Source organism: Citrobacter sp. wls619 (assembly GCF_005281345.1).
In the GTDB taxonomy this organism is placed as follows: Bacteria; Pseudomonadota; Gammaproteobacteria; order Enterobacterales; family Enterobacteriaceae; genus Citrobacter.
This window is the reverse complement of the sequence record NZ_SZXJ01000095.1, coordinates 48,244-70,339: the sequence shown is the minus strand read 5'-3', so window position 1 is coordinate 70,339 and position 22,096 is coordinate 48,244. Positions and strand designations below refer to the sequence as shown.

Here is a 22,096-nt window from a genome sequence, read left to right as displayed (position 1 = left end):
TTAATGGCTAAAGAATGAATACACAACAACTGGCAAAACTGCGTTCCATCGTGCCCGAAATGCGTCGCGTTCGGCACATCCACTTTGTCGGCATCGGTGGTGCCGGTATGGGCGGTATTGCCGAAGTTTTGGCCAATGAAGGTTATCAGATCAGCGGTTCTGACTTAGCGCCGAATCCGGTTACGCAGCAACTGACGAATCTGGGTGCCACGATTTTTTTCCACCATCGTCCGGAAAACGTACGTGATGCGAGCGTGGTGGTGGTGTCCAGCGCTATTTCTGCGGATAACCCAGAAATTGTAGCGGCCCATGAAGCGCGTATCCCGGTGATCCGCCGTGCGGAGATGCTGGCAGAGTTGATGCGTTTTCGTCACGGTATCGCCATTGCCGGGACCCACGGTAAAACCACGACCACGGCGATGGTCTCCAGTATTTATGCAGAAGCGGGCCTCGATCCGACTTTTGTGAACGGCGGTCTGGTGAAGGCGGCGGGCGTGCATGCACGTCTGGGTCACAGCCGTTATTTGATTGCGGAAGCCGATGAGAGCGATGCGTCGTTCCTGCATTTGCAGCCGATGGTGGCGATTGTCACCAATATCGAAGCTGACCATATGGATACCTACCATGGCGACTTCGAAAATTTAAAGCAGACGTTTATTAATTTTCTGCATAACTTGCCGTTTTATGGTCGTGCGGTGATGTGCGTTGACGATCCGGTGATCCGCGAGCTGTTACCGCGCGTCGGGCGTCAGACCACGACCTATGGTTTCAGCGATGATGCTGACGTTCGCGTAGAAGATTATCAACAGATTGGCCCACAGGGTCACTTCACGCTGCTGCGTCAGGGGATGGCCGATTTGCGTGTGACGTTGAATGCGCCTGGCCGTCACAATGCCTTGAACGCGGCGGCTGCCGTGGCAGTGGCAACGGAAGAGGGTATTGAAGACGACGCGATCCTGCGCGCGCTGGAAAGTTTCCAGGGTACCGGACGCCGCTTTGACTTCCTCGGTGAATTCCCGCTTGAGCCAGTCAACGGTAAAGCCGGAACGGCGATGCTGGTTGATGACTATGGCCATCACCCAACGGAAGTCGATGCCACGATCAAAGCCGCACGCGCAGGTTGGCCGGACAAAAATTTGGTGATGCTGTTCCAGCCGCACCGCTTCACGCGTACACGCGATTTGTACGACGACTTTGCCAACGTGCTGACACAGGTTGATACGCTGCTGATGTTGGACGTGTATGCCGCAGGTGAAGCTGCGATCCCGGGGGCCGATAGCCGTTCGCTGTGCCGTACGATTCGTGGTCGCGGTAAGATCGATCCTATTCTGGTGTCCGATCCGGCCCAGGTAGCGGAAATGCTGGCACCGGTATTAACCGGTAACGATCTGATTTTGGTGCAGGGCGCTGGAAATATCGGCAAAATCGCGCGTTCCTTAGCTGAAATCAAACTGAAGCCGCAAAACCCGGAGGAAGAACAACATGGCTGATAAAATCGCGGTCCTGTTAGGGGGCACCTCCGCAGAACGAGAAGTGTCGCTGAATTCTGGCGCGGCTGTGCTGGCGGGTTTGCGCGAAGGTGGCGTGGATGCCCATCCGGTTGACCCGAAAGAGGTCGACGTTACGCTTCTGAAATCAATGGGTTTTCAGAAGGTGTTTATTGCTCTGCACGGTCGCGGCGGTGAAGATGGTACGCTGCAGGGCATGCTGGAGCAGATCGGCCTGCCGTACACCGGCAGCGGTGTTATGGCATCGGCTATCTCAATGGACAAGCTGCGCAGCAAGCTGCTGTGGCAGGGGGCAGGATTGCCCGTTGCGCCATGGGTGGCATTGACCCGTGCTGAGTTTGAAAAAGGACTTAGCAATGAAGTGGTTACGAAAATTTCTGCGTTAGGCTTGCCGTTGATTGTGAAGCCAAGCCGTGAAGGCTCCAGCGTAGGGATGTCAAAAGTTGAAGAAGAAAATGCTTTGCAAACTGCATTAGCATTGGCTTTTCAGCATGATGAAGAAGTACTGATTGAAAAATGGCTCAGTGGGCCAGAATTCACAGTTGCGATACTCGGCGAAGAAATTTTACCGTCAATACGTATCCAACCCGCGGGAACCTTCTATGATTATGAGGCGAAGTATCTGTCTGATGAGACACAATATTTCTGTCCTGCAGGTCTGGAAGTTGACCAGGAGGCCGAATTACAGGCGTTAGTCCTGAATGCGTGGAACGCATTGGGCTGTAAAGGTTGGGGGCGTATTGACGTCATGCTGGACAGCGATGGCCAGTTTTATCTGCTGGAAGCGAATACCTCTCCGGGTATGACCAGCCACAGCCTGGTGCCGATGGCGGCGCGTCAGGCGGGCCTGAGCTTCTCGCAGTTGGTGGTTCGAATTCTGGCGTTGGCGGACTGATATGTCGCAGGCTGCGCTGAACACGCGAAACGGTGATGAAGAAGAGGTAGCCTCCTCACGCCGCAATAATGGAACGCGTCTTGCAGGAATTTTGTTTCTGCTGACAGTGCTGTGCACCGTGTTTGTGAGCGGCTGGGTCGTGTTGGGATGGATGGAAGATGCGCAGCGTTTGCCATTGTCGAAGCTGGTATTGACCGGTGAGCGACACTACACGCGCAATGACGATATTCGTCAGTCCATTCTGGCGCTTGGCGCACCGGGAACCTTTATGACCCAGGATGTAAACATCATCCAAAGTCAGATTGAACGCCTCCCCTGGATTAAGCAGGCGAGCGTCAGAAAGCAGTGGCCTGATGAATTGAAGATTCATCTGGTTGAATATGTGCCGATAGCGCGTTGGAATGACCAACATATGGTGGATGCTGATGGAAATACGTTCAGCATTCCAACCGGTCGGGCTAACAAGCAGGTATTACCTATGTTGTATGGCCCGGAAGGCAGCGCGAGTGAAGTGTTGCAAGGGTTCCGCGATATGGGGCAGGTGCTGGCTAAGGATAGATTCACCCTGAAGGAAGCGGCGATGACCGCTCGTCGTTCCTGGCAGTTAACGCTTAATAACGATATTAAGCTGAATCTGGGCAGGGGCGATACGATAAAACGTTTGGCTCGCTTTGTGGAACTCTACCCGGTTTTACAGCAGCAGGCGCAAACCGATGGCAAACGGATTAGCTACGTTGATTTGCGTTATGACTCAGGAGCAGCAGTAGGCTGGGTTCCCTTGCCTCCTGAGGAATCTAATCAGCAACAGAATCAGGCACAGGCAGAACAACAATGATCAAGGCGACGGACAGAAAACTGGTAGTTGGACTGGAGATTGGCACCGCGAAGGTAGCCGCTTTAGTAGGGGAAGTTCTGCCCGACGGTATGGTCAATATCATTGGCGTGGGCAGTTGCCCATCGCGAGGTATGGATAAAGGCGGGGTGAATGACCTTGAGTCAGTGGTGAAATGCGTACAGCGCGCCATTGACCAGGCTGAACTGATGGCAGATTGCCAGATTTCCTCAGTGTATCTGGCGCTTTCAGGTAAACATATTAGCTGTCAGAATGAAATTGGTATGGTGCCCATTTCCGAAGAGGAAGTGACCCAGGAAGATGTGGAAAATGTTGTGCATACGGCAAAATCCGTACGCGTGCGCGATGAGCATCGTGTACTGCACGTTATTCCACAGGAATACGCCATTGACTACCAGGAAGGCATTAAAAATCCGGTCGGTCTTTCCGGCGTGCGTATGCAGGCAAAAGTACATCTGATTACCTGCCACAACGACATGGCGAAGAATATCGTCAAAGCCGTTGAACGCTGTGGCCTGAAAGTTGACCAACTGATATTTGCCGGGTTGGCAGCCAGTTATTCCGTGCTAACGGAAGACGAACGTGAGCTGGGTGTCTGCGTGGTCGATATTGGTGGTGGTACAATGGACATCGCCGTTTATACTGGCGGGGCGTTGCGCCACACCAAAGTAATCCCTTATGCAGGGAATGTGGTCACCAGCGACATCGCGTATGCCTTTGGTACGCCGCCGAGCGATGCGGAAGCCATTAAAGTTCGTCATGGTTGTGCGCTGGGTTCTATTGTTGGTAAAGATGAGAGCGTTGAAGTGCCAAGCGTCGGTGGTCGTCCGCCACGCAGTCTGCAACGTCAGACTTTGGCTGAGGTCATTGAGCCGCGTTATACCGAGCTGCTTAACCTGGTCAACGAAGAAATTTTGCAATTACAGGAACAACTTCGCCAGCAGGGTGTGAAACATCATCTGGCGGCGGGGATTGTGTTAACCGGTGGTGCTGCGCAAATTGAAGGTCTTGCGGCCTGCGCTCAGCGCGTGTTCCATACGCAGGTGCGTATTGGTGCGCCGCTCAATATCACCGGTCTGACAGATTATGCCCAGGAGCCGTATTATTCAACGGCAGTGGGGTTGCTTCATTACGGGAAAGAATCCCATTTAAGTGGTGAAGCTGAAGTTGAAAAACGTGTAACGGCATCCGTTGGCTCGTGGATTAAACGACTCAATAGTTGGCTGCGAAAAGAGTTTTAATTTTTATGAGGCCGGCAATAATTACGGCCTCAGGCGACAGGCACATACACAACGTCATTCAAGTTGCATCGCGACGGCAACTTAGCGAATCTCCTGGAGCATAGTTTACTATGTGACGGGAGTGAGTGAAGGCAGCCAACAAAGAGGCGGCTTGAAGGATAAAGTGTAAAACGGAGAGAGAAACTATGTTTGAACCTATGGAACTGACCAATGACGCGGTGATTAAAGTCATCGGCGTCGGCGGCGGCGGCGGTAATGCCGTTGAACACATGGTGCGCGAGCGCATCGAAGGTGTTGAATTCTTCGCGGTGAATACCGACGCTCAGGCGTTGCGCAAAACGGCGGTTGGACAGACCATTCAGATTGGTAGCGGCATCACCAAGGGTCTGGGCGCGGGTGCAAACCCGGAAGTCGGTCGCAATGCGGCAGACGAAGACCGTGAAGCTCTGCGTGCAGCGCTTGACGGCGCAGACATGGTGTTTATCGCAGCTGGCATGGGCGGCGGTACCGGGACCGGTGCAGCGCCAGTGGTTGCTGAAGTGGCAAAAGATTTAGGTATTCTGACCGTTGCTGTCGTGACTAAGCCTTTCAATTTTGAAGGCAAAAAGCGTATGGCATTTGCGGAGCAGGGTATCACCGAGCTGTCCAAACATGTGGACTCTCTGATCACTATCCCGAACGACAAACTGCTGAAAGTGCTGGGTCGCGGTATCTCTCTGCTGGATGCATTTGGCGCAGCGAACGACGTACTGAAAGGCGCAGTCCAGGGTATCGCTGAACTGATCACCCGTCCGGGCCTGATGAACGTCGACTTTGCCGACGTGCGCACCGTCATGTCCGAAATGGGCTATGCGATGATGGGTTCTGGCGTGGCAAGCGGTGAAGATCGCGCTGAAGAAGCGGCTGAAATGGCTATATCTTCTCCTCTGCTGGAAGATATCGATCTGTCTGGCGCGCGTGGCGTGTTGGTCAACATCACGGCGGGCTTCGACCTGAGGCTGGATGAGTTCGAAACCGTAGGTAACACGATCCGTGCATTTGCATCGGATAACGCGACTGTGGTTATCGGTACTTCTCTGGACCCGGATATGAACGACGAACTGCGCGTTACCGTTGTTGCCACTGGAATTGGTATGGACAAGCGTCCTGAAATCACTCTGGTGACCAACAAGCAGGTTCAGCAGCCGGTAATGGATCGTTACCAGCAGCACGGTATGGCGCCGTTGACGCAAGAGCAGAAGCCGGTAGCGAAGGTGGTTAACGACAATACGCCGCAGACCACTAAAGAACCGGATTATCTGGATATCCCTGCATTCCTGCGTAAGCAAGCTGATTAAGAATTAGCTGGAATTTGGGAATTGTGGCTCTTTGTGCTAAACTGGCCCACCGAATGTATAGTACACTTCGGTTGGATAGGTAATTTGGCGAGATTATACGATGATCAAACAAAGGACTCTTAAACGTATCGTTCAGGCGACTGGCGTCGGTTTGCATACCGGCAAAAAAGTCACCCTGACATTACGCCCTGCGCCGGCCAACACCGGGGTCATCTATCGTCGCACCGACTTGAATCCTCCGGTAGATTTCCCGGCCGATGCCAAATCTGTGCGTGATACCATGCTCTGTACGTGTCTGGTCAACGAGCATGATGTGCGGATTTCAACCGTTGAGCACCTTAATGCTGCTCTGGCGGGCTTAGGTATCGATAACATCGTTATTGAGGTTAATGCCCCGGAAATCCCGATCATGGATGGTAGTGCTGCTCCGTTCGTCTACCTGCTGCTTGACGCAGGTATTGAAGAACTGAACAGTGCGAAGAAATTTGTCCGCATCAAAGAGACCGTTCGTGTCGAAGATGGCGACAAGTGGGCTGAGTTTAAGCCGTATAATGGTTTTACGTTGGATTTCACCATCGACTTTAACCATCCGGCGATCGACTCCAGCACCCAGCGCTATGCGATGAACTTCTCTGCTGATGCGTTCATGCGTCAGATCAGCCGTGCGCGTACTTTCGGCTTCATGCGTGATATCGAATATCTGCAGTCCCGCGGCCTGTGCCTGGGCGGCAGCTTCGATTGTGCCATCGTTGTTGACGATTATCGCGTACTGAACGAAGACGGCCTGCGTTTTGAAGATGAATTCGTTCGTCACAAAATGCTCGACGCGATCGGTGACTTGTTCATGTGTGGTCACAACATTATTGGTGCATTTACCGCGTATAAATCCGGTCATGCATTGAATAACAAACTGTTGCAGGCGGTCCTGGCAAAACAGGAAGCCTGGGAATATGTGACCTTCCAGGACGACGCAGAACTGCCGCTGGCGTTCAAAGCGCCTTCGACTGTACTGGCATAACGACACAAACTGTCGTATAAATTCGACTGGTAAATCTGGCACTCTCTCCGGCCAGGTGAGCCAGTCGTTTTTTTTATCCTCCGATAGCTCACCGTCTTTTCCGATGCGACTTTTTCCCCGCTGTCAGATTAAAATACAGCGCGATCGCTGCTTTCTTAAGCATATTTAACCGCGACTTGCTGTCATTACTGCTGTGGAGTGCACGCTTTAATGATAAGATTTGTGCGCAAAAATCGTTTTGAATTTAAAACCCCAAATGCAGGGTAGATCAGGTGGCACTAACGTGAGTGGAATACTGACGCGCTGGCGACAGTTAGGCAGACGGTACTTCTGGCCGCATCTCTTATTAGGGATGGTCGCGGCGAGTTTTGGCCTGCCCGCGATCGGGAATGCTGCTGAACCGAATACCCCCGCGAAGGCGACCGCCAGCAATCACGATCAAGGCGCCAAAGTTAACTTTAACCAGCTTGCTTTGCTGGAAGCCACTAACCGTCGCCCGAATTTTACTGTTGATTATTGGCATCAACATGCCATTCGTACGGTTATACGTCATCTTTCCTTTGCAATGGCTCCTCAGGCACTGCCCGTTGCCGAAGAACCTTTGCCAATCCAGGCGCATCATCTTGCTTTACTGAATACGCTCAGCGCGATGCTGACGCAGGAAGGCAGACCGCCGGCGACAGTAAGTCGCGTGACATATGCCCATTTCACTTCTCAGGCCGCGTTTAGTGTTCCTGTCTGGATCAGCCAGCAGCAGGGGATCCGCGCTGGCCCTCAACGCCTCAGCTAAAAAAGAACCTTCCAACTTATAATTTTTGACTCCGCACCGCGGGGCGTTTGAGATTCTATTATGCTAATCAAATTATTAACGAAAGTATTCGGTAGCCGTAACGAGCGTACGCTGCGTCGTATGCGCAAAGTGGTCAACGTCATTAACGCGATGGAACCGGAGATGGAAAAACTCTCCGATGATGAGCTGAAAGCGAAGACCGCGGAATTCCGCGCGCGTCTGGAAAAAGGTGCCAGCGTTGAAAGCCTGATCCCGGAAGCATTTGCGGTCGTCCGTGAAGCCAGTAAGCGTGTGTTCGGTATGCGTCACTTTGACGTACAGTTGCTGGGCGGTATGGTCCTCAACGATCGCTGTATCGCAGAAATGCGTACCGGTGAAGGTAAAACACTGACCGCAACGTTGCCGGCTTACCTGAACGCATTAAGCGGGAAAGGTGTACACGTCGTTACCGTGAACGACTATCTGGCTCAGCGTGACGCCGAAAATAACCGCCCGCTGTTTGAGTTCCTCGGTATGACCGTAGGTATCAACATGTCAGGTCTGCCGGCACCGGCCAAGCGTGAAGCTTACAATGCTGACATCACTTACGGTACCAACAACGAATACGGCTTTGACTACCTACGCGACAACATGGCGTTTAGCCCGGAAGAGCGCGTTCAGCGTAAACTGCACTATGCGTTGGTGGATGAGGTCGACTCCATCCTGATTGATGAAGCACGTACTCCGCTGATCATTTCCGGCCCGGCTGAAGATAGCTCGGAAATGTACAAGAAAGTGAACAAAATCATTCCAAACCTGATCCGTCAGGAGAAGGAAGATTCTGACACGTTCCAGGGCGAAGGCCACTTCTCTGTCGATGAGAAATCGCGCCAGGTTAACCTTACTGAACGTGGTCTGGTTCTGATTGAAGAACTGCTGGTGAAAGAAGGCATTATGGATGAAGGCGAGTCGTTGTACTCTCCGGGCAACATCATGCTGATGCATCACGTGACTGCCGCACTGCGCGCACACGTGCTGTTCACCCGCGATGTGGACTACATTGTGAAAGACGGCGAAGTTATCATCGTCGACGAACACACCGGACGTACCATGCAGGGGCGTCGCTGGTCCGACGGTCTGCACCAGGCTGTTGAAGCCAAAGAAGGCGTAGAAATTCAGAACGAAAACCAGACGCTGGCTTCTATCACCTTCCAGAACTACTTCCGCTTGTACGAAAAACTGGCCGGTATGACCGGTACAGCAGATACCGAAGCGTTCGAATTCAGCTCTATCTACAAACTGGATACCGTAGTGGTGCCGACCAACCGTCCGATGATCCGTAAGGATTTGCCGGATCTGGTGTACATGACCGAAGCGGAAAAAATTCAGGCCATTATCGAAGATATTAAAGAGCGTACCGCGAATGGTCAGCCGGTGCTGGTGGGGACTATCTCCATTGAGAAATCGGAAGTGGTCTCTAACGAACTGACCAAAGCCGGTATCAAGCATAACGTGCTGAACGCTAAGTTCCACGCTAACGAAGCGGCAATCGTCGCACAGGCGGGCTATCCGTCAGCCGTGACCATTGCCACTAACATGGCGGGTCGTGGTACGGATATCGTGCTGGGCGGTAGCTGGCAGGCAGAAGTCGCCGAGCTGGAAAATCCGACAGAAGAACAAATCGCCCAGATTAAAGCTGACTGGCAGGTGCGTCACGACGCGGTGTTGGCCTCCGGTGGTTTGCACATCATTGGTACCGAACGTCATGAATCTCGCCGTATCGATAACCAGCTACGCGGCCGTTCCGGTCGTCAGGGGGATGCGGGTTCTTCTCGTTTCTACCTGTCGATGGAAGATGCGCTGATGCGTATTTTTGCCTCCGACCGCGTGTCTGGCATGATGCGTAAACTGGGCATGAAGCCGGGCGAGGCAATTGAACACCCGTGGGTAACGAAAGCGATTGCTAACGCGCAGCGTAAAGTAGAAAGCCGCAACTTCGATATTCGTAAGCAGCTGCTGGAATATGATGATGTTGCCAACGATCAGCGTCGTGCCATCTACAGCCAGCGTAACGAACTGCTGGACGTGTCCGACGTTAGCGAAACCATCAACAGCATTCGCGAAGATGTCTTCAAAGCCACCATTGATGCGTACATTCCGCCTCAGTCGCTGGAAGAAATGTGGGATATTCCGGGTCTGCAGGAGCGTTTGAAAAACGACTTCGATCTGGAAATGCCGATTTCAGAGTGGCTGGATAAAGAGCCTGAACTGCATGAAGAGACGCTGCGCGAACGTATCCTGGCCAACGCCATCGAAGTTTATCAGCGTAAAGAAGAAGTTGTGGGCGCGGAGATGATGCGTCACTTCGAAAAAGGCGTGATGCTGCAAACTCTCGATTCCCTGTGGAAAGAGCACCTTGCGGCGATGGACTATCTGCGCCAGGGGATCCACCTGCGTGGTTATGCGCAGAAAGATCCGAAGCAGGAATATAAACGCGAATCCTTCTCCATGTTTGCCTCTATGCTGGAGTCACTGAAATATGAAGTGATCAGCACCCTGAGCAAAGTTCAGGTGCGTATGCCTGAAGAAGTCGAAGCAATGGAGCAGCAGCGTCGCGAAGATGCGGAGCGTTTAGCGCAGATGCAGCAACTGAGCCACAAAGATGATGAGTCTGCTGTTGCAGAAGAGTTGGCTGCACAGACCGGCGATCGTAAAGTGGGACGTAACGATCCGTGCCCTTGCGGTTCCGGTAAAAAATACAAACAGTGCCATGGCCGTCTGAGCTAAGAAAGTAACTCACTGAAAAGGCGCAGAATTCTGCGCCTTTTTTATGGACGATAAATATGAAAGTACTGCAAATCGCGGTTGGAATTATTCGTAATAAGCATAACGAGATTTTTATCACTCAGCGTGCCGCCGATGCTCACATGGCAAATAAACTGGAGTTTCCCGGCGGTAAAATTGAACCAGGTGAAACACCAGAGCAGGCGTTAAGTCGTGAGTTACAGGAGGAGGTGGGGATTACACCCGTTAATTGCTCACTGTTCGAAAAACTGGAGTACCAGTTCCCCGACAGACATATCACTTTATGGTTCTGGCTGGTTGAAAGCTGGGAAGGTGAGCCGTGGGGAAAAGAGGGGCAACCGGCGCAGTGGATTGCGCAAGATGCTCTGAATGCGCAGGATTTCCCGCCCGCGAATGCGCCGGTCATTGAAAAGTTGATTGCTGGCTAATGGTGTAGCAGGCCGGATAAGGCAACGCCGCATCCGGCATTTTATGTTGTTTTGCCTGATGGCGCTGCGCTTATCAGACCTACGAACTAAAACGTAGGGCGGGCAAGCGTAGCGCCCCCGCCATAATTGGCCGGATGCGGCGTTGCCTTATCCCGTTTTGGCAGAATTACTTCTGCTCTTCGCTCCAGTCATCGCTTTCTGACAGATCGCCGGAGCTTGGGATTCGCTTCTCTTCCGCGGCCCATTCACCCAGGTCGATTAACTGACAACGTTTGCTGCAGAATGGACGAAACGGACTGACTTCTGCCCACACGACAGCTTTACCGCAGGTTGGGCAGTTTACGATAGTTTGTTCAGACATCTTAACTCCTTAACAGCACGCCAGATCGAAATCGAGGCGCTCAGGCACCTGACCGTTCTCGCTATCCAGCGGCATAAAACGAATGGCAAAGCGGCTCTTATGGCCCGATATTTGCGGATAAAGCTGCGAAGCGAGCGGCAACTGTAAACGCAGCAGGTCTGCATCATCGCCGTTGTCCTGGTAAAAACCATTCAGGCTGGTTTGCTTACGAAACGGCCCAGAGTTGCGGATTAAATCCAACACCAGAGACAATGCCTGGTTGAGAGGATTCAGGCTGGCAAGCCAGGTCTCAACCTGCGTGTCACGCTGAGTCTGTGGCAGGTGCAGCCAGATATGTAAAGTCGGCAAATCAAAACTGCAGCATCCGCCGGGAATACTTAAACGCTGACGAACAAGGCCAATCAGACGGTCTTCACGCAGGGTTTGTCCGATGCGCGGGGCTGAAATCAGAATGCTGCCCGCACTTTTTAACTGCTGACGTAAAGAGTCGATTCTGCTTTGATCGACGCCGGGAACTTCAACCCAGGCCTGAAGTTTTCGCTGCTGTCTTTCCAGCTCTTTGAGGAGTTCAGTACGGACTTCGCCACGTTCAAATACATCCAGTAAATCCCCCACATTGCGGAAAAAATGCAGTGCACCTGCGTGATCCACAATGGGCAAATTAACGGAGAGTTGCTGGATCAGAAACTCAATGCGCAGCCATGTACGCATCTTCTCATTGAGAGGGTGTTCAAAAAGGACCTGGGTGTGCATTACGGTTTTTCCTGTGAGACAAACTGCGACGCGAGTTGCAAATAGAGCGCGTGCAGGCGGGCGACATCCGAGACGATAGCATCCGGTGCGCCATTATTATCAATAACATCATCTGCTACGGCAAGGCGCGCTTCACGTGTTGCCTGGGCAGCCAAAATTTGTTCAACGTGTTCGCGCGTAACATCATCACGCTGCATGGTTCGCCTGAGTTGAGTCTCAGGGGTGACATCCACGACGAGTACGCGATCGGCTTTTTTATACAGCGCGTTTTCTACCAACAAGGGAACGACCCATAACAGATAAGGGGAGGTCGCTTGCTGAAACTGACGCTGTGTTTCCTGCTGAATAAGTGGGTGGAGCAAGGCATTTAGCCATTTTTTCTCATCAGGATCGGAAAAAATGCGTTCGCGTAAAATTCGCCGCTGTAACGAGCCATCCGCAGCAATAACGTCGGAACCAAAATGTTCTGCAATTGCCTGTAGAGCAGGCATACCGCGTTCGACCACCTGGCGTGCAATGATATCCGCATCAATCACGTTTATTCCGAGGTCAGCGAATGCATTTGCAACGGTACTTTTACCACTGCCAATGCCGCCGGTTAAGGCTACCGTATACCTCATAGATCCAGATCCTGGAGTTTTGGTTTGATTATCAAACAGTTAAAAATTAAGCATGCGAAGGCGAAGCTGATGCAGGATTAACCTACTAATCGCCAGGTAAATTTATGGGATTGTAGCGTAAAAAAAGAGAATTTCGCAGTCTTGCGCGGCATTGATTAGTGCGTATGATAGCGTCACTGGAGTTGTGAGTTTCGATTTTTCGCCATTAACCCCAGGAATCCGCACATGCGTATCGAAGAAGATCTGAAGTTAGGTTTCAAAGACGTTCTTATCCGCCCTAAGCGTTCTACTCTCAAAAGTCGTTCCGATGTTGAACTGGAACGTCAATTCACCTTTAAACATTCAGGTCAGACCTGGTCCGGCGTGCCGATTATCGCCGCGAACATGGACACCGTCGGGACGTTTGCCATGGCAACGGCGCTAGCCTCCTTCGACATCCTGACCGCTGTGCATAAACACTATTCTGTTGAAGACTGGGCTGCTTTCATTGCGGATTCCTCTGCCGATGTACTGAAACACGTGATGGTTTCAACCGGGACGTCGGACACTGATTTCGAAAAAACCAAACAGATTCTGGCACTGAATCCAGCGCTGAACTTTATCTGCATTGATGTGGCAAATGGCTATTCAGAGTACTTTGTTCAGTTTGTGTCGAAAGCACGTGCGGCCTGGCCGACAAAAACGATCTGTGCTGGCAACGTAGTCACCGGCGAGATGTGTGAAGAGCTGGTGCTTTCCGGCGCTGATATCGTCAAAGTGGGCATTGGCCCGGGTTCTGTATGTACCACCCGCGTAAAAACCGGCGTTGGCTATCCGCAGCTTTCTGCCGTCATTGAATGTGCTGATGCAGCGCACGGCCTGGGCGGCATGATTGTCAGCGACGGTGGCTGCACAATGCCGGGTGATGTGGCAAAAGCGTTTGGCGGTGGTGCGGACTTCGTGATGCTCGGCGGCATGCTGGCTGGTCATGAAGAAAGCGGCGGTAAAATCGTTGAAGAGAACGGCGAGAAATTCATGCTGTTCTACGGTATGAGCTCTGAGTCTGCTATGACGCGCCATGTTGGTGGTGTTGCTCAGTATCGTGCCGCTGAAGGTAAAACCGTTAAGCTGCCGCTGCGTGGCCCGGTTGATAACACCGCTCGTGATATCCTTGGCGGCCTGCGTTCAGCCTGTACTTATGTCGGTGCATCCCGCCTGAAAGAGCTGACCAAACGTACAACCTTTATTCGCGTACAGGAACAAGAAAACCGCGTTTTCAATAGCCTGTAAGAACAGGTTGTACTGTTAAACGCCTGATGGCGCACAGCTTATCAGGCCTACGCTCATGCTCAGTGTAGGCCTGATCAGGCGTTTATGCAGCCATCCGACATTTGAACTTATCCCACGCCACTCATTGCATCTCCCAGATGAAATATCGGTAAATACATTGCCACAACCAGCGTACCGATAATCAACCCCGTAATGACAAGCAAGGCTGGCTCAAGTAATGCCGCTAAATTTTCGGCCTGAGACAGCGTGTATTCGCTGTGATGTCGGGCGAGATTTTGCAGCATCGCATCCAGAGAGCCGGAAGCTTCACCGGTTCTCACCAGTTGCAAGCACAGTGGACTAAATTCACCGCTATTCTTAAGTGCCAGCCATACCGGCTTCCCGGCGCTGATATCGTGATGCACCTGTGCCAAACGTTGGGACCAATAAGGGCAGTTAAGGGTTTCAGTGACACTTTCCAGACCTTGCAGAAAGGGAATGCCCGCGTTTTGTGTTAATGCCAGTACGGTGAAGATCTGTGTGAGTTTTTGCCCTCTGACCATCGGCCCGATGATGGGGAAGTGCAGCAGTATTTTCTGGCGCAGAATAAGCCAGTAGGGTTTCTGCTTTACCAACCCGTATGTTGTTCCCAGCACCAGGCAGAGCAACCCTGCCAGCCATCCCCATCGACTGCTGTAATGTGACGCGGCCATAATCCACTGAGTGAGCGCCGGTAGCGGGGTGTTGAACGTGCGATAGATGGCGGCAAATTCAGGTAACACAAAATGCAGCATCGCCAGCACGACCATTATCGCCATGGCAAGAATGATAATGGGATAGCGTAGGGCTTTTTTAACTTTATCCGCCAGTTGCTGTTGGTTTTTTTGCTGACGGGCAAGTTCAAAGCAGCAGTCGTCCAGTTTGCCCGTTAGTTCTCCGGTGCGGATCATTGCCTGGTACAGCGGGGGAAATACGTGTTGCCACCGCGAAAGCGAGGCTGACAGCGCAATGCCTTGTTCCATATCGTAAGCCAGCGTGCGCAGTAATGCCTGCCACTGGTTGCTGGGATGCTGTTCTGCGAGCAGAGTTAACCCTGCAGAAAGCGTCAATCCCGCTTTAAGCAATGTCGCCAACTGGCGTATGGCTTCGGCACTGTTTGCTCTGCTCCAGTGCGAGGTTTTAACGCGCATACGGTTAATGCGAATCGGTGTAATTTGCTGTTGTTCGAGCACAAACAGGAGCGATGGCCGGGTATCAGCCCATAGCATCCCTGCTACAGGCTGACCTTCGTGGGTTATTCCTTGCCAGCGCCAGAGGTGTTTAGTTGACATGGGGCGTGCCCAGTACGCGGATCAGTTCTTCAAATGTCGTTAACCCTTGTTCCACAGCCTGACAGCCATCTTCGAAAAGCGTACTCATGCCCGCTTGCTGAGCATCTGATTCCACAACGTCTGCGGATGAGCCATCGGCAATACGTTGTCGCAACGCAGGCGTAATGGGCAGTACTTCAAACAGAGCGGTTCGACCATAAAACCCGTGATAGCAGTGTTGGCAACCGGGTGCCTGCCAATGCGGTAGTGGCGTAGGCCAAAGTGTTGCCGGGAGTGTTATGGGCGTATCAAGTCGTCGCCGACAATGTGGGCATAATTTTCTGACTAATCGCTGCGCAACAATTAACGTCAGCGCGGAGGCAATCATCCAGCGTGCCACCCCCATTTGCTGCAGGCGTATCAGTGTTTCACTGGTGGAATTGGTATGCAGTGTCGAAAGAACCAAATGACCGGTTTGTGCGGCTTTGAGGGCAATCTCAGCTGTTTCGCCGTCGCGGATTTCGCCCACCATAATGATGTCGGGATCCTGGCGCAGTAGTGCACGTAATACACCCTGAAAATTAAGCCCGGCGCGAGGATGAATTTGTGTCTGATTGAGCCCTTCAATGGGGATCTCGACCGGATCTTCTACGCTACAGAGATTCACATCGGGGGTGTTTCGGGTTTGTAGCGCACTGTACAGGGTAACCGTTTTGCCGCTCCCGGTCGGCCCGGTGACCAGAATCAATCCCTGCGGTTGCTGTAATGCTTGTGAAAACGCAGCCAGCTGTGCCTCATGCATGCCCAGTGCGTTGATCTCCAGCGTTTGATTAACCTGGTGAAGCAGGCGTAGCACTACTTTTTCACCCCATCGGCAAGGCAGCGTGGCGATGCGAAACGAAATGGGGTCACCTGAAATCTCCACGGTAAATTGCCCATCTTGCGGGAGTCGGTGCTCGGCAATATCCAGACTACCTAACACCTTTAATCTTGCAGTGAGAGCAATGCCCATCTCTGTGGTGACTTCCGGTAATGTGTGTAGTACGCCATCCACACGTATCCTGATCCGGTAGTGATTCTCCGCAGGTTCAATATGAATATCAGAAGCCCGTTGTGCCAATGCGGATTGAAAAGCATGGTTCAGCAACTCTGCGGCAGTTGCGCTGCTTTCTGTGATGATGGCCGGGAGCATTTTACGCGGTGCGTGCGTGTGGCCCTCCATTTGCTGACGCGTCCAGCACACAATATCGATACGCCTGGTCGTTGCAAAATGCAGTGCATCCAGCAGTTCGTGGGAAGGGGCATCCACAACGGCGATATGCACCACGTCATTGTCTGCATCCAGCAATATTCCCTGATAACGTTGGCAAAGTGCCGTTAGTTGTGTGGTATTCATCTCTTTTCCTTAGTTGGCATCAAAGCGAAAAACGTCTTCACAGGCCTGTTGCAGCGCGCTGTCATTCTGGATAGCGCAGTTGCGATTCCAGCCCGTTATGCCGTTGGCGTTGTCCCAACCGGGCGTCATGGTGATACTTAGCCCATTCAGACTTTCCTGCCCAGTAAGGCTGACGATACCTTTTTCAACGCTCATACCTGAGACATAGCGGGTGGTGGTCACAGAGGGGATCCCATTTGTTCCGGCATCACAGGTTTCTGTTCCGCCGTGCTCCAGCGCGCAGAGTTCGACGGCAGTACGGTAGGGGACAAAGGTTTGCAGCATGTCTGTCAGCGCGGCTTTGCGCAGATAGTTTTGATAAGCCGGGATACCAATAGCGCTGAGGATGGCAATGATGCCAATGACCACCATCAGTTCGATAAGCGTGAAACCTCGTTGTTTGTCCATGGTTGATTTGCTCCTTGAGTTAGCTGGCGCTACTTTGGCAAATCGAAGGGATTTTAGGCGAGGGGCAAAAAATAGAACGAGAAGGCCGGTTCAGATGAATATTACGAAATTACAGAATCAGACAACGTATTTGCGAAGGCGCTCGAATAAACCGCCGAGCGACGGCGTATACGGCTGGGGGCTGTAGGCCCGATACGCGAAGCGCCATCGGGCAGAACAGTCAGCGATTAGCGAAAACGCATCGAGAGATCGAGTGCGCGGACATGTTTGGTCAGTGCCCCCACAGAGATGAAATCTACGCCGGTTTCCGCGAATTCGCGTAGCGTTGCATAGGTGACGTTACCCGATACTTCCAGACGCGCCTGGCCATTGGTACGTTTGACCGCTTCGCGCATTTGGTCGGTTTCGAAGTTATCGAGCATGATGATGTCCGCTCCGGCTTTCAGCGCATCGTCCAGTTCATCCAGACTTTCCACTTCTACCTCAACCGGCACGTCCGGGTGCAGCCAGAAGGCTTTTTCCACGGCCTGTTTCACCGAACCGGAAGCAATAATGTGGTTCTCTTTAATCAGGAAGGCGTCAGAAAGACCTAAACGATGATTCGCACCGCCGCCGCAGAGCACCGCGTATTTCAGCGCCGTACGTAGCCCTGGCAGCGTTTTACGTGTATCCAGCAGTTGGGTTTTTGTCCCGGTCAGCAGGTCGACGTATTTACGCACTTCACTGGCAACGCCAGACAGCGTTTGCACAAAGTTGAGTGCGGTACGTTCGCCGGTCAGCAACACGCGGGAAGGGCCGTCCAGTTCAAACAGCGGTTGGTTAGCCTTGATGCTGTCGCCATCTTCAACATGCCAGTTGATGCTGACATCGTCGCCAGCAAGCTGAATAAAGACCTCTTCCACCCAGCGTTTCCCACAAAAAACACCCTCTTCGCGTGTAATGACGGTGGCATGGGAACGCATATCCTCAGGTAAAAGCTGTGCGGTGATATCGTTATTGGCATCAACTTCTCCGCCTAAATCTTCGCGCAGCGCCTGGGCAACCGCGGCAGGGATATCGAGATTTATGCGTTCCAACAGCGCGTCACGTCGGTAGTCAGGGTTATAGCGGCGAGGCGGCATGATAAAACTCCAAATTGCTAACGAATCATAAGGTAGAAACATGCTACCCTGAACCTGATATGAGCACCACCAATAAGGAGATTCTGCATGTTGTTAGACGAGGGCTGGCTGGCAGAGGCGCGACGCGTTCCCTCTCCTCATTACGATTGCCGCCCGGATGACGAAAGCCCTTCTTTGCTGGTGGTGCATAATATTAGCCTGCCACCCGGTGAATTTGGCGGCCCATGGATAGACGCGTTATTCACTGGAACAATTGATCCCAACGCCCATCCTTTTTTTGCACAAATTGCCCATTTACGCGTTTCTGCCCATTGTCTGATCCGCCGTGACGGTGAGGTCGTGCAATATGTTCCCTTTGACAAACGTGCCTGGCATGCAGGCGTCTCCTGCTATCAGGGGCGTGAACGCTGTAATGATTTTTCAATTGGTATTGAGCTTGAAGGTACGGATACGCTGGCTTATACCGATGCGCAGTACCAGCAATTGGCTGCCGTGACGCAGACGCTGATTCAGCGTTATCCGGCGATTGCCAGCAACATGACTGGGCATTGCAATATTGCGCCCGAACGGAAGACCGATCCTGGGCCATCTTTTGACTGGGCAAGGTTTCGCGCCCTGGTCACCCCCTCGTCACACAAGGAGATGACATGACGCTGTTTACAACATTACTGGTGCTGATTGTTGAGCGCTTGTTTAAGCTGGGTGAGCACTGGCAGCTTGATCACCGGATTGAGGCCTTTTTCCGGCGGGTTAAGCATTTCTCTATGGCGCGAACGTTAGCAATGACCATTATTGCGATGGCGGTGACATTCCTGTTGCTGCGTGCGCTGCATGGGCTGTTATTTAATGTTCCGCTGTTGGTGGTGTGGATTTTAATGGGTTTGCTGTGCATCGGTGCTGGCAAGGTGCGCCTTCATTATCATGCCTACCTGAATGCGGCTTCACGGAATGATGCGCACGCCCGTGAGGCGATGGCCAGCGAACTGACGCTGATTCATGGCGTGCCGCCGGATTGTGATGAACGAGAGTTTCTGCGTGAGCTACAAAATGCGCTGTTATGGAACAACTTCCGTTTTTATCTGGCGCCGTTATTCTGGTTGATCGTCGGTGGTCCATGGGGACCGGTGACGCTGGTCGGCTATGCCTTTTTGCGTGCGTGGCAGTCCTGGCTGGCGCGCTACCAGACACCGCATCAGCGTCTGCAGTCAGGTATTGATGCGATCCTGCATATCCTGGACTGGATTCCGGTACGTCTGGCGGGGGTGGTCTATGCGCTGTTAGGACACGGTGAGAAGGCGTTGCCTGCCTGGTTTGCATCGCTGGCGGATATGCATACTTCCCAGTATCAGGTGTTGACCCGTCTGGCGCAGTTCTCGCTGGCGCGTGAGCCGCATACTGATAAGGTCGAAACGCCGAAAGCAGCCGTTGCAATGGCGAAGAAAACGTCGTTTGTCGTGGTTGTGGTGATTGCGCTGCTGACCATTTATGGCACGCTGATCTAGCGCTTATCCGGCCTACAATGGAAAAAAGTGTAGGCCCGGTAAGCGCAGCGCCACCGGGCAAACATTTTAAAGCGTATCAGCAGGCGGCACGCCAAAATCCGGCATCCCGTTTTCGTCCCAGCGCACGAGCTTCAGTCGGGTGTGGCGATTCGGGTCATACAGCGGATCGCCCTCGATTTCGGTGTAATTCCTTGCGTGATACACCAGTACATCATCCCCTTCCGGCGTTTGCGTAAAGCTGTTGTGCCCGGGCCCATACTGACGGTTTTCATAGCTGGTGGTGAAGACCGGACGCGGTGACTTATGCCAGTTTTCCGGGTTGAGCGGATCGGCGTTGAGGTCAATCCACAGTAAACCCATGCAGTAGTTTTCATCGGTTGCGCTGGCGGAGTAACTGACAAACAATTTGTCTCCGTGCACCACGACGGCTGGACCTTCGTTGACCCAAAATCCCCGACATTCCCAGTCATATTCCGGATGGCTGAGCATCGCCGGCTGACCTTTAATCGTCCAAGGGTTTTCCATCTCGGCGAGATAAATATTGGAGTTCCCGGCAATATCAGGCGATTTCTGTGCCCACAAATACCACTGTTTCCCTTGATGGTTAAACGTGGTGGCATCAAGCGCGAAGGTATCAAACTGGGTTTTAATTTGCCCCTTCTCAACCCACTTACCGCTTAGCGGATCGGCATCTGCGCACTCCAACGCAAACATGCGGTGCTGGAACATACCCAGCGTATCAAGCGCCTGAGTGTGCGTGGCCGCAAAGTAGATATACCACTTACCGGCAATAGCGTGGATCTCGGGGGCCCAGATAAGCTGACTCATTGGGCCGCTGTCCGGTTTGCGCCAGACAACAACAGGTTCCGCGGTGCGCAATCCCTCCAGAGAGTCAGCTCGACGCAGCTCCAGTCGGTCATATTCAGGTACTGAAGCAATGAAATAATAGTGGTTACCGTCTCGCAGGATAAACGGATCGGCACGCTGTTCGATAAAGGGATTCGGCCACTGATTCATCAGGCTTTCCTTACATGTTCAGTCGATTTAACGTCATGGTACTCATTCAATTCACGGTAGTTGGCGCGGCGTTTTTCCAGGTCTGACTGGATTTGCTGCATAAATTCGCGGTCAACTTTCAGTAGACGAACCACGCCAGCCGTAATCAGATAACCGACGCCCGGAATAATCGTGAACAACAGCATAATGCCGTTAATCGCGGAGTCACTTTGCGCTTTAGCGCCTGCGTCGTAACCGTACCAGGAGAGCAGGAATCCCACCATCGCGCCGGCAATCGCCAGCCCCAGCTTCAGGAAGAATAGGTTGCCGGAGAAGCTGATCCCGGTAATACGTTTACCGGTTTTCCACTCGCCGTAGTCATCCACATCCGCCATCAGCGACCAGTGCAGTGGGGAAGGGATCTGATGCAGGATGTTGAGCAGGAAGTAGAGCACCATAATCATCATGGTGGCTTTCGGATCGAAGAAGTAAAACGCGCCGGAGAACACCGCCAGTACGATGTTGGTCCAGAAGAAGACTTTCAGTTTGCACCAGCGGTCAGTTAATACCTTCGCGAGCATACTGCCGATCATCATGCCGACCACGCCAAGGCTGATAAACAACGTTGCGAACTGTGTGCTTTGCTGCATAACCCAGGTGACGTAGTACATGGTGGCAGCCATACGAATAAAGCCCGGACAGACGTTGCACAAGGTTAATAGCAGGATTTTCACCCATTGATCGTTCTTCCACACGTCTTTTAGATCGGCTTTCAAATCGTCGTTCGTGGGTACCGCAGGGCGTACACGTTCGCGCACGGTTGCGAAACAAAACAGGAACATGCACATACCAATGAAAGCCAGCACGGCCATCGCCATCTGATAGCCTTTGGCTTTATCTTCCCCGCCAAACCAGTCAGCCATTGGCAGTAGCGTGAGTGAGAGTAGCAGAGTTGCAATCCCGACCAGCACGAAACGATACGACTGGCAGGCGACGCGTTCTTTCGGATCGTTGGTGATGACGCTACCGAGTGAACAGTAGGGAATGTTGATTGCTGTGTAGGTAATAGAGAGCAGGAAGTAGGTGACAAACGCATAGATAACTTTGCTGTTATACGTCCACTCCGGGGTGGTAAACATCAGTACGCTGAATAATGCGTAGGGGAAAGCCATCCACAGAAGCCATGGACGAAACCGACCATATTTACTGCGAGTACGATCGGCCATTGCCCCCATGATAGGGTCAGTAACAGCATCAATGACGCGTACAGAGAGCAGTAATACGCCGACAAGCGCAGGCGCAAGACCAAAAATATCTGTGTAAAAATAGTTAACAAACAGCATGATAGCGCCGAATATGATGTTGCATCCGGCATCGCCCATTCCATAGCCGATCTTTTCTTTCACCGACAGCTTTCTGGTTTCCATCAAGCGCACTCCATTAATGTGATATGGAGAGAATTATTGTCTGGTGTTGGTATTTTTGCGT

General features: G+C 52.4%; 21 protein-coding genes. 12 read left to right on the top strand and 9 right to left on the bottom strand.

Annotation, left to right across the window (positions count from 1 at the left end; genetic code table 11):
- Positions 1-14: 14 nt before the first annotated feature.
- The 9 genes from murC to mutT all read left to right on the top strand — a co-directional run bounded on the left by murC (position 15) and on the right by mutT (position 10,854).
- The gene (gene murC, locus FDX19_RS17690; protein ID WP_137383720.1) at positions 15-1,490 is read left to right on the top strand and encodes a UDP-N-acetylmuramate--L-alanine ligase; all 1,476 of its coding nucleotides are present in this window, start codon (positions 15-17) and stop codon (positions 1,488-1,490) included.
- Complete coding sequence (locus FDX19_RS17685; protein WP_137383719.1) at positions 1,483-2,403, top strand: D-alanine--D-alanine ligase; 921 nt, start codon at positions 1,483-1,485, stop codon at positions 2,401-2,403. Before murC ends, FDX19_RS17685 begins: the two co-directional genes overlap by 8 nt.
- Before the next feature lies 1 nt (position 2,404).
- Positions 2,405-3,238 carry a cell division protein FtsQ gene (gene ftsQ, locus FDX19_RS17680; RefSeq protein WP_137383718.1) on the top strand — a complete coding sequence of 278 codons (834 nt, stop codon included), beginning with the start codon at positions 2,405-2,407 and terminating at the stop codon, positions 3,236-3,238.
- The gene (gene ftsA / locus FDX19_RS17675) at positions 3,235-4,497 is read left to right on the top strand and encodes a cell division protein FtsA (protein ID WP_003018755.1); all 1,263 of its coding nucleotides are present in this window, start codon (positions 3,235-3,237) and stop codon (positions 4,495-4,497) included. Before ftsQ ends, ftsA begins: the two co-directional genes overlap by 4 nt.
- A gap of 185 nt (positions 4,498-4,682) precedes the next feature.
- Positions 4,683-5,834 carry a cell division protein FtsZ gene (ftsZ, locus tag FDX19_RS17670; RefSeq protein ID WP_003018753.1) on the top strand — a complete coding sequence of 384 codons (1,152 nt, stop codon included), beginning with the start codon at positions 4,683-4,685 and terminating at the stop codon, positions 5,832-5,834.
- A 100-nt stretch (positions 5,835-5,934) separates the two neighbouring features.
- Complete coding sequence (gene lpxC / locus FDX19_RS17665) at positions 5,935-6,852, top strand: UDP-3-O-acyl-N-acetylglucosamine deacetylase (RefSeq protein ID WP_048212691.1); 918 nt, start codon at positions 5,935-5,937, stop codon at positions 6,850-6,852.
- Positions 6,853-7,135: 283 nt separating this feature from the next.
- Positions 7,136-7,642 carry a secA translation cis-regulator SecM gene (gene secM, locus FDX19_RS17660; RefSeq protein ID WP_061067247.1) on the top strand — a complete coding sequence of 169 codons (507 nt, stop codon included), beginning with the start codon at positions 7,136-7,138 and terminating at the stop codon, positions 7,640-7,642.
- A gap of 60 nt (positions 7,643-7,702) precedes the next feature.
- A complete protein-coding gene (gene secA, locus FDX19_RS17655) occupies positions 7,703-10,408 on the top strand; it encodes a preprotein translocase subunit SecA (RefSeq protein WP_137383717.1) in 2,706 nt (901 codons plus the stop codon).
- A gap of 56 nt (positions 10,409-10,464) precedes the next feature.
- A complete protein-coding gene (mutT, locus tag FDX19_RS17650) occupies positions 10,465-10,854 on the top strand; it encodes an 8-oxo-dGTP diphosphatase MutT (RefSeq protein ID WP_137383716.1) in 390 nt (129 codons plus the stop codon).
- Positions 10,855-11,020: 166 nt separating this feature from the next.
- Here the strand turns inward: mutT and yacG are convergent, their stop codons facing one another.
- The 3 genes from yacG to coaE are packed head-to-tail and all read right to left on the bottom strand — an operon-like array spanning position 11,021 to position 12,588.
- On the bottom strand, positions 11,021-11,215 hold the full coding sequence (gene yacG, locus FDX19_RS17645; RefSeq protein ID WP_005124648.1) for a DNA gyrase inhibitor YacG: 195 nt from the start codon (positions 11,213-11,215) through the stop codon (positions 11,021-11,023).
- Between the two features lie 9 nt (positions 11,216-11,224).
- A complete protein-coding gene (zapD, locus tag FDX19_RS17640) occupies positions 11,225-11,968 on the bottom strand; it encodes a cell division protein ZapD (RefSeq protein WP_137383715.1) in 744 nt (247 codons plus the stop codon).
- Complete coding sequence (coaE, locus tag FDX19_RS17635; protein WP_137383714.1) at positions 11,968-12,588, bottom strand: dephospho-CoA kinase; 621 nt, start codon at positions 12,586-12,588, stop codon at positions 11,968-11,970. The genes zapD and coaE overlap by 1 nt, the downstream gene beginning before the upstream one ends.
- A gap of 225 nt (positions 12,589-12,813) precedes the next feature.
- Between coaE and FDX19_RS17630 the strand changes: the two genes are divergently transcribed.
- Positions 12,814-13,857, top strand: a complete 1,044-nt coding sequence (locus tag FDX19_RS17630; RefSeq protein WP_137383713.1) for a GMP reductase — start codon at positions 12,814-12,816, stop codon at positions 13,855-13,857.
- Positions 13,858-13,964: 107 nt separating this feature from the next.
- Here FDX19_RS17630 and hofC read toward each other — a convergent pair whose 3' ends face one another.
- From hofC to nadC, 4 genes are all read right to left on the bottom strand, one after another.
- Positions 13,965-15,167 carry a protein transport protein HofC gene (gene hofC, locus FDX19_RS17625; RefSeq protein WP_137383712.1) on the bottom strand — a complete coding sequence of 401 codons (1,203 nt, stop codon included), beginning with the start codon at positions 15,165-15,167 and terminating at the stop codon, positions 13,965-13,967.
- The gene (gspE, locus tag FDX19_RS17620; RefSeq protein WP_137383711.1) at positions 15,157-16,542 is read right to left on the bottom strand and encodes a type II secretion system protein GspE; all 1,386 of its coding nucleotides are present in this window, start codon (positions 16,540-16,542) and stop codon (positions 15,157-15,159) included. Before gspE ends, hofC begins: the two co-directional genes overlap by 11 nt.
- Before the next feature lie 9 nt (positions 16,543-16,551).
- Positions 16,552-16,989 carry a prepilin peptidase-dependent pilin gene (ppdD, locus tag FDX19_RS17615; protein WP_137383710.1) on the bottom strand — a complete coding sequence of 146 codons (438 nt, stop codon included), beginning with the start codon at positions 16,987-16,989 and terminating at the stop codon, positions 16,552-16,554.
- Between the two features lie 227 nt (positions 16,990-17,216).
- The gene (gene nadC, locus FDX19_RS17610) at positions 17,217-18,110 is read right to left on the bottom strand and encodes a carboxylating nicotinate-nucleotide diphosphorylase (protein ID WP_137383709.1); all 894 of its coding nucleotides are present in this window, start codon (positions 18,108-18,110) and stop codon (positions 17,217-17,219) included.
- Between the two features lie 87 nt (positions 18,111-18,197).
- Between nadC and ampD the strand changes: the two genes are divergently transcribed.
- Complete coding sequence (ampD, locus tag FDX19_RS17605; protein ID WP_137383708.1) at positions 18,198-18,761, top strand: 1,6-anhydro-N-acetylmuramyl-L-alanine amidase AmpD; 564 nt, start codon at positions 18,198-18,200, stop codon at positions 18,759-18,761.
- Positions 18,758-19,612 (top strand): beta-lactamase regulator AmpE, encoded by an 855-nt coding sequence (gene ampE / locus FDX19_RS17600; RefSeq protein WP_137383707.1) that lies wholly within the window; start codon positions 18,758-18,760, stop codon positions 19,610-19,612. The genes ampD and ampE overlap by 4 nt, the downstream gene beginning before the upstream one ends.
- Positions 19,613-19,678: 66 nt before the next feature.
- On the opposite strand, the gene FDX19_RS17595 is transcribed toward ampE, so the two are convergent.
- Positions 19,679-20,629, bottom strand: coding sequence for a family 43 glycosylhydrolase (locus FDX19_RS17595; RefSeq protein WP_137383706.1), 951 nt, complete (start codon positions 20,627-20,629; stop codon positions 19,679-19,681).
- On the bottom strand, positions 20,629-22,035 hold the full coding sequence (locus FDX19_RS17590; RefSeq protein WP_137383705.1) for a glycoside-pentoside-hexuronide (GPH):cation symporter: 1,407 nt from the start codon (positions 22,033-22,035) through the stop codon (positions 20,629-20,631). Before FDX19_RS17590 ends, FDX19_RS17595 begins: the two co-directional genes overlap by 1 nt.
- Positions 22,036-22,096 lie beyond the last annotated feature (61 nt).

Bases quoted from the DNA above. Each gene is read 5' to 3' on its own strand.
- mutT (WP_137383716.1), top strand. From the start codon at position 10,465: ATGAAAGTACTGCAAATCGCGGTTGGAATTATTCGTAATAAGCATAAC.
- nadC (WP_137383709.1), bottom strand. From the start codon at position 18,110: ATGCCGCCTCGCCGCTATAACCCTGACTACCGACGTGACGCGCTGTTG.
- FDX19_RS17595 (WP_137383706.1), bottom strand. From the start codon at position 20,629: ATGAATCAGTGGCCGAATCCCTTTATCGAACAGCGTGCCGATCCGTTT.
- ftsZ (WP_003018753.1), top strand. From the start codon at position 4,683: ATGTTTGAACCTATGGAACTGACCAATGACGCGGTGATTAAAGTCATC.
- lpxC (WP_048212691.1), top strand. From the start codon at position 5,935: ATGATCAAACAAAGGACTCTTAAACGTATCGTTCAGGCGACTGGCGTC.
- FDX19_RS17685 (WP_137383719.1), top strand. From the start codon at position 1,483: ATGGCTGATAAAATCGCGGTCCTGTTAGGGGGCACCTCCGCAGAACGA.
- ampE (WP_137383707.1), top strand. From the start codon at position 18,758: ATGACGCTGTTTACAACATTACTGGTGCTGATTGTTGAGCGCTTGTTT.
- gspE (WP_137383711.1), bottom strand. From the start codon at position 16,542: ATGAATACCACACAACTAACGGCACTTTGCCAACGTTATCAGGGAATA.
- ftsQ (WP_137383718.1), top strand. From the start codon at position 2,405: ATGTCGCAGGCTGCGCTGAACACGCGAAACGGTGATGAAGAAGAGGTA.
- murC (WP_137383720.1), top strand. From the start codon at position 15: ATGAATACACAACAACTGGCAAAACTGCGTTCCATCGTGCCCGAAATG.
- FDX19_RS17630 (WP_137383713.1), top strand. From the start codon at position 12,814: ATGCGTATCGAAGAAGATCTGAAGTTAGGTTTCAAAGACGTTCTTATC.
- coaE (WP_137383714.1), bottom strand. From the start codon at position 12,588: ATGAGGTATACGGTAGCCTTAACCGGCGGCATTGGCAGTGGTAAAAGT.
- ampD (WP_137383708.1), top strand. From the start codon at position 18,198: ATGTTGTTAGACGAGGGCTGGCTGGCAGAGGCGCGACGCGTTCCCTCT.
- hofC (WP_137383712.1), bottom strand. From the start codon at position 15,167: ATGTCAACTAAACACCTCTGGCGCTGGCAAGGAATAACCCACGAAGGT.
- ftsA (WP_003018755.1), top strand. From the start codon at position 3,235: ATGATCAAGGCGACGGACAGAAAACTGGTAGTTGGACTGGAGATTGGC.
- yacG (WP_005124648.1), bottom strand. From the start codon at position 11,215: ATGTCTGAACAAACTATCGTAAACTGCCCAACCTGCGGTAAAGCTGTC.
- zapD (WP_137383715.1), bottom strand. From the start codon at position 11,968: ATGCACACCCAGGTCCTTTTTGAACACCCTCTCAATGAGAAGATGCGT.
- FDX19_RS17590 (WP_137383705.1), bottom strand. From the start codon at position 22,035: ATGGAAACCAGAAAGCTGTCGGTGAAAGAAAAGATCGGCTATGGAATG.
- secA (WP_137383717.1), top strand. From the start codon at position 7,703: ATGCTAATCAAATTATTAACGAAAGTATTCGGTAGCCGTAACGAGCGT.
- ppdD (WP_137383710.1), bottom strand. From the start codon at position 16,989: ATGGACAAACAACGAGGTTTCACGCTTATCGAACTGATGGTGGTCATT.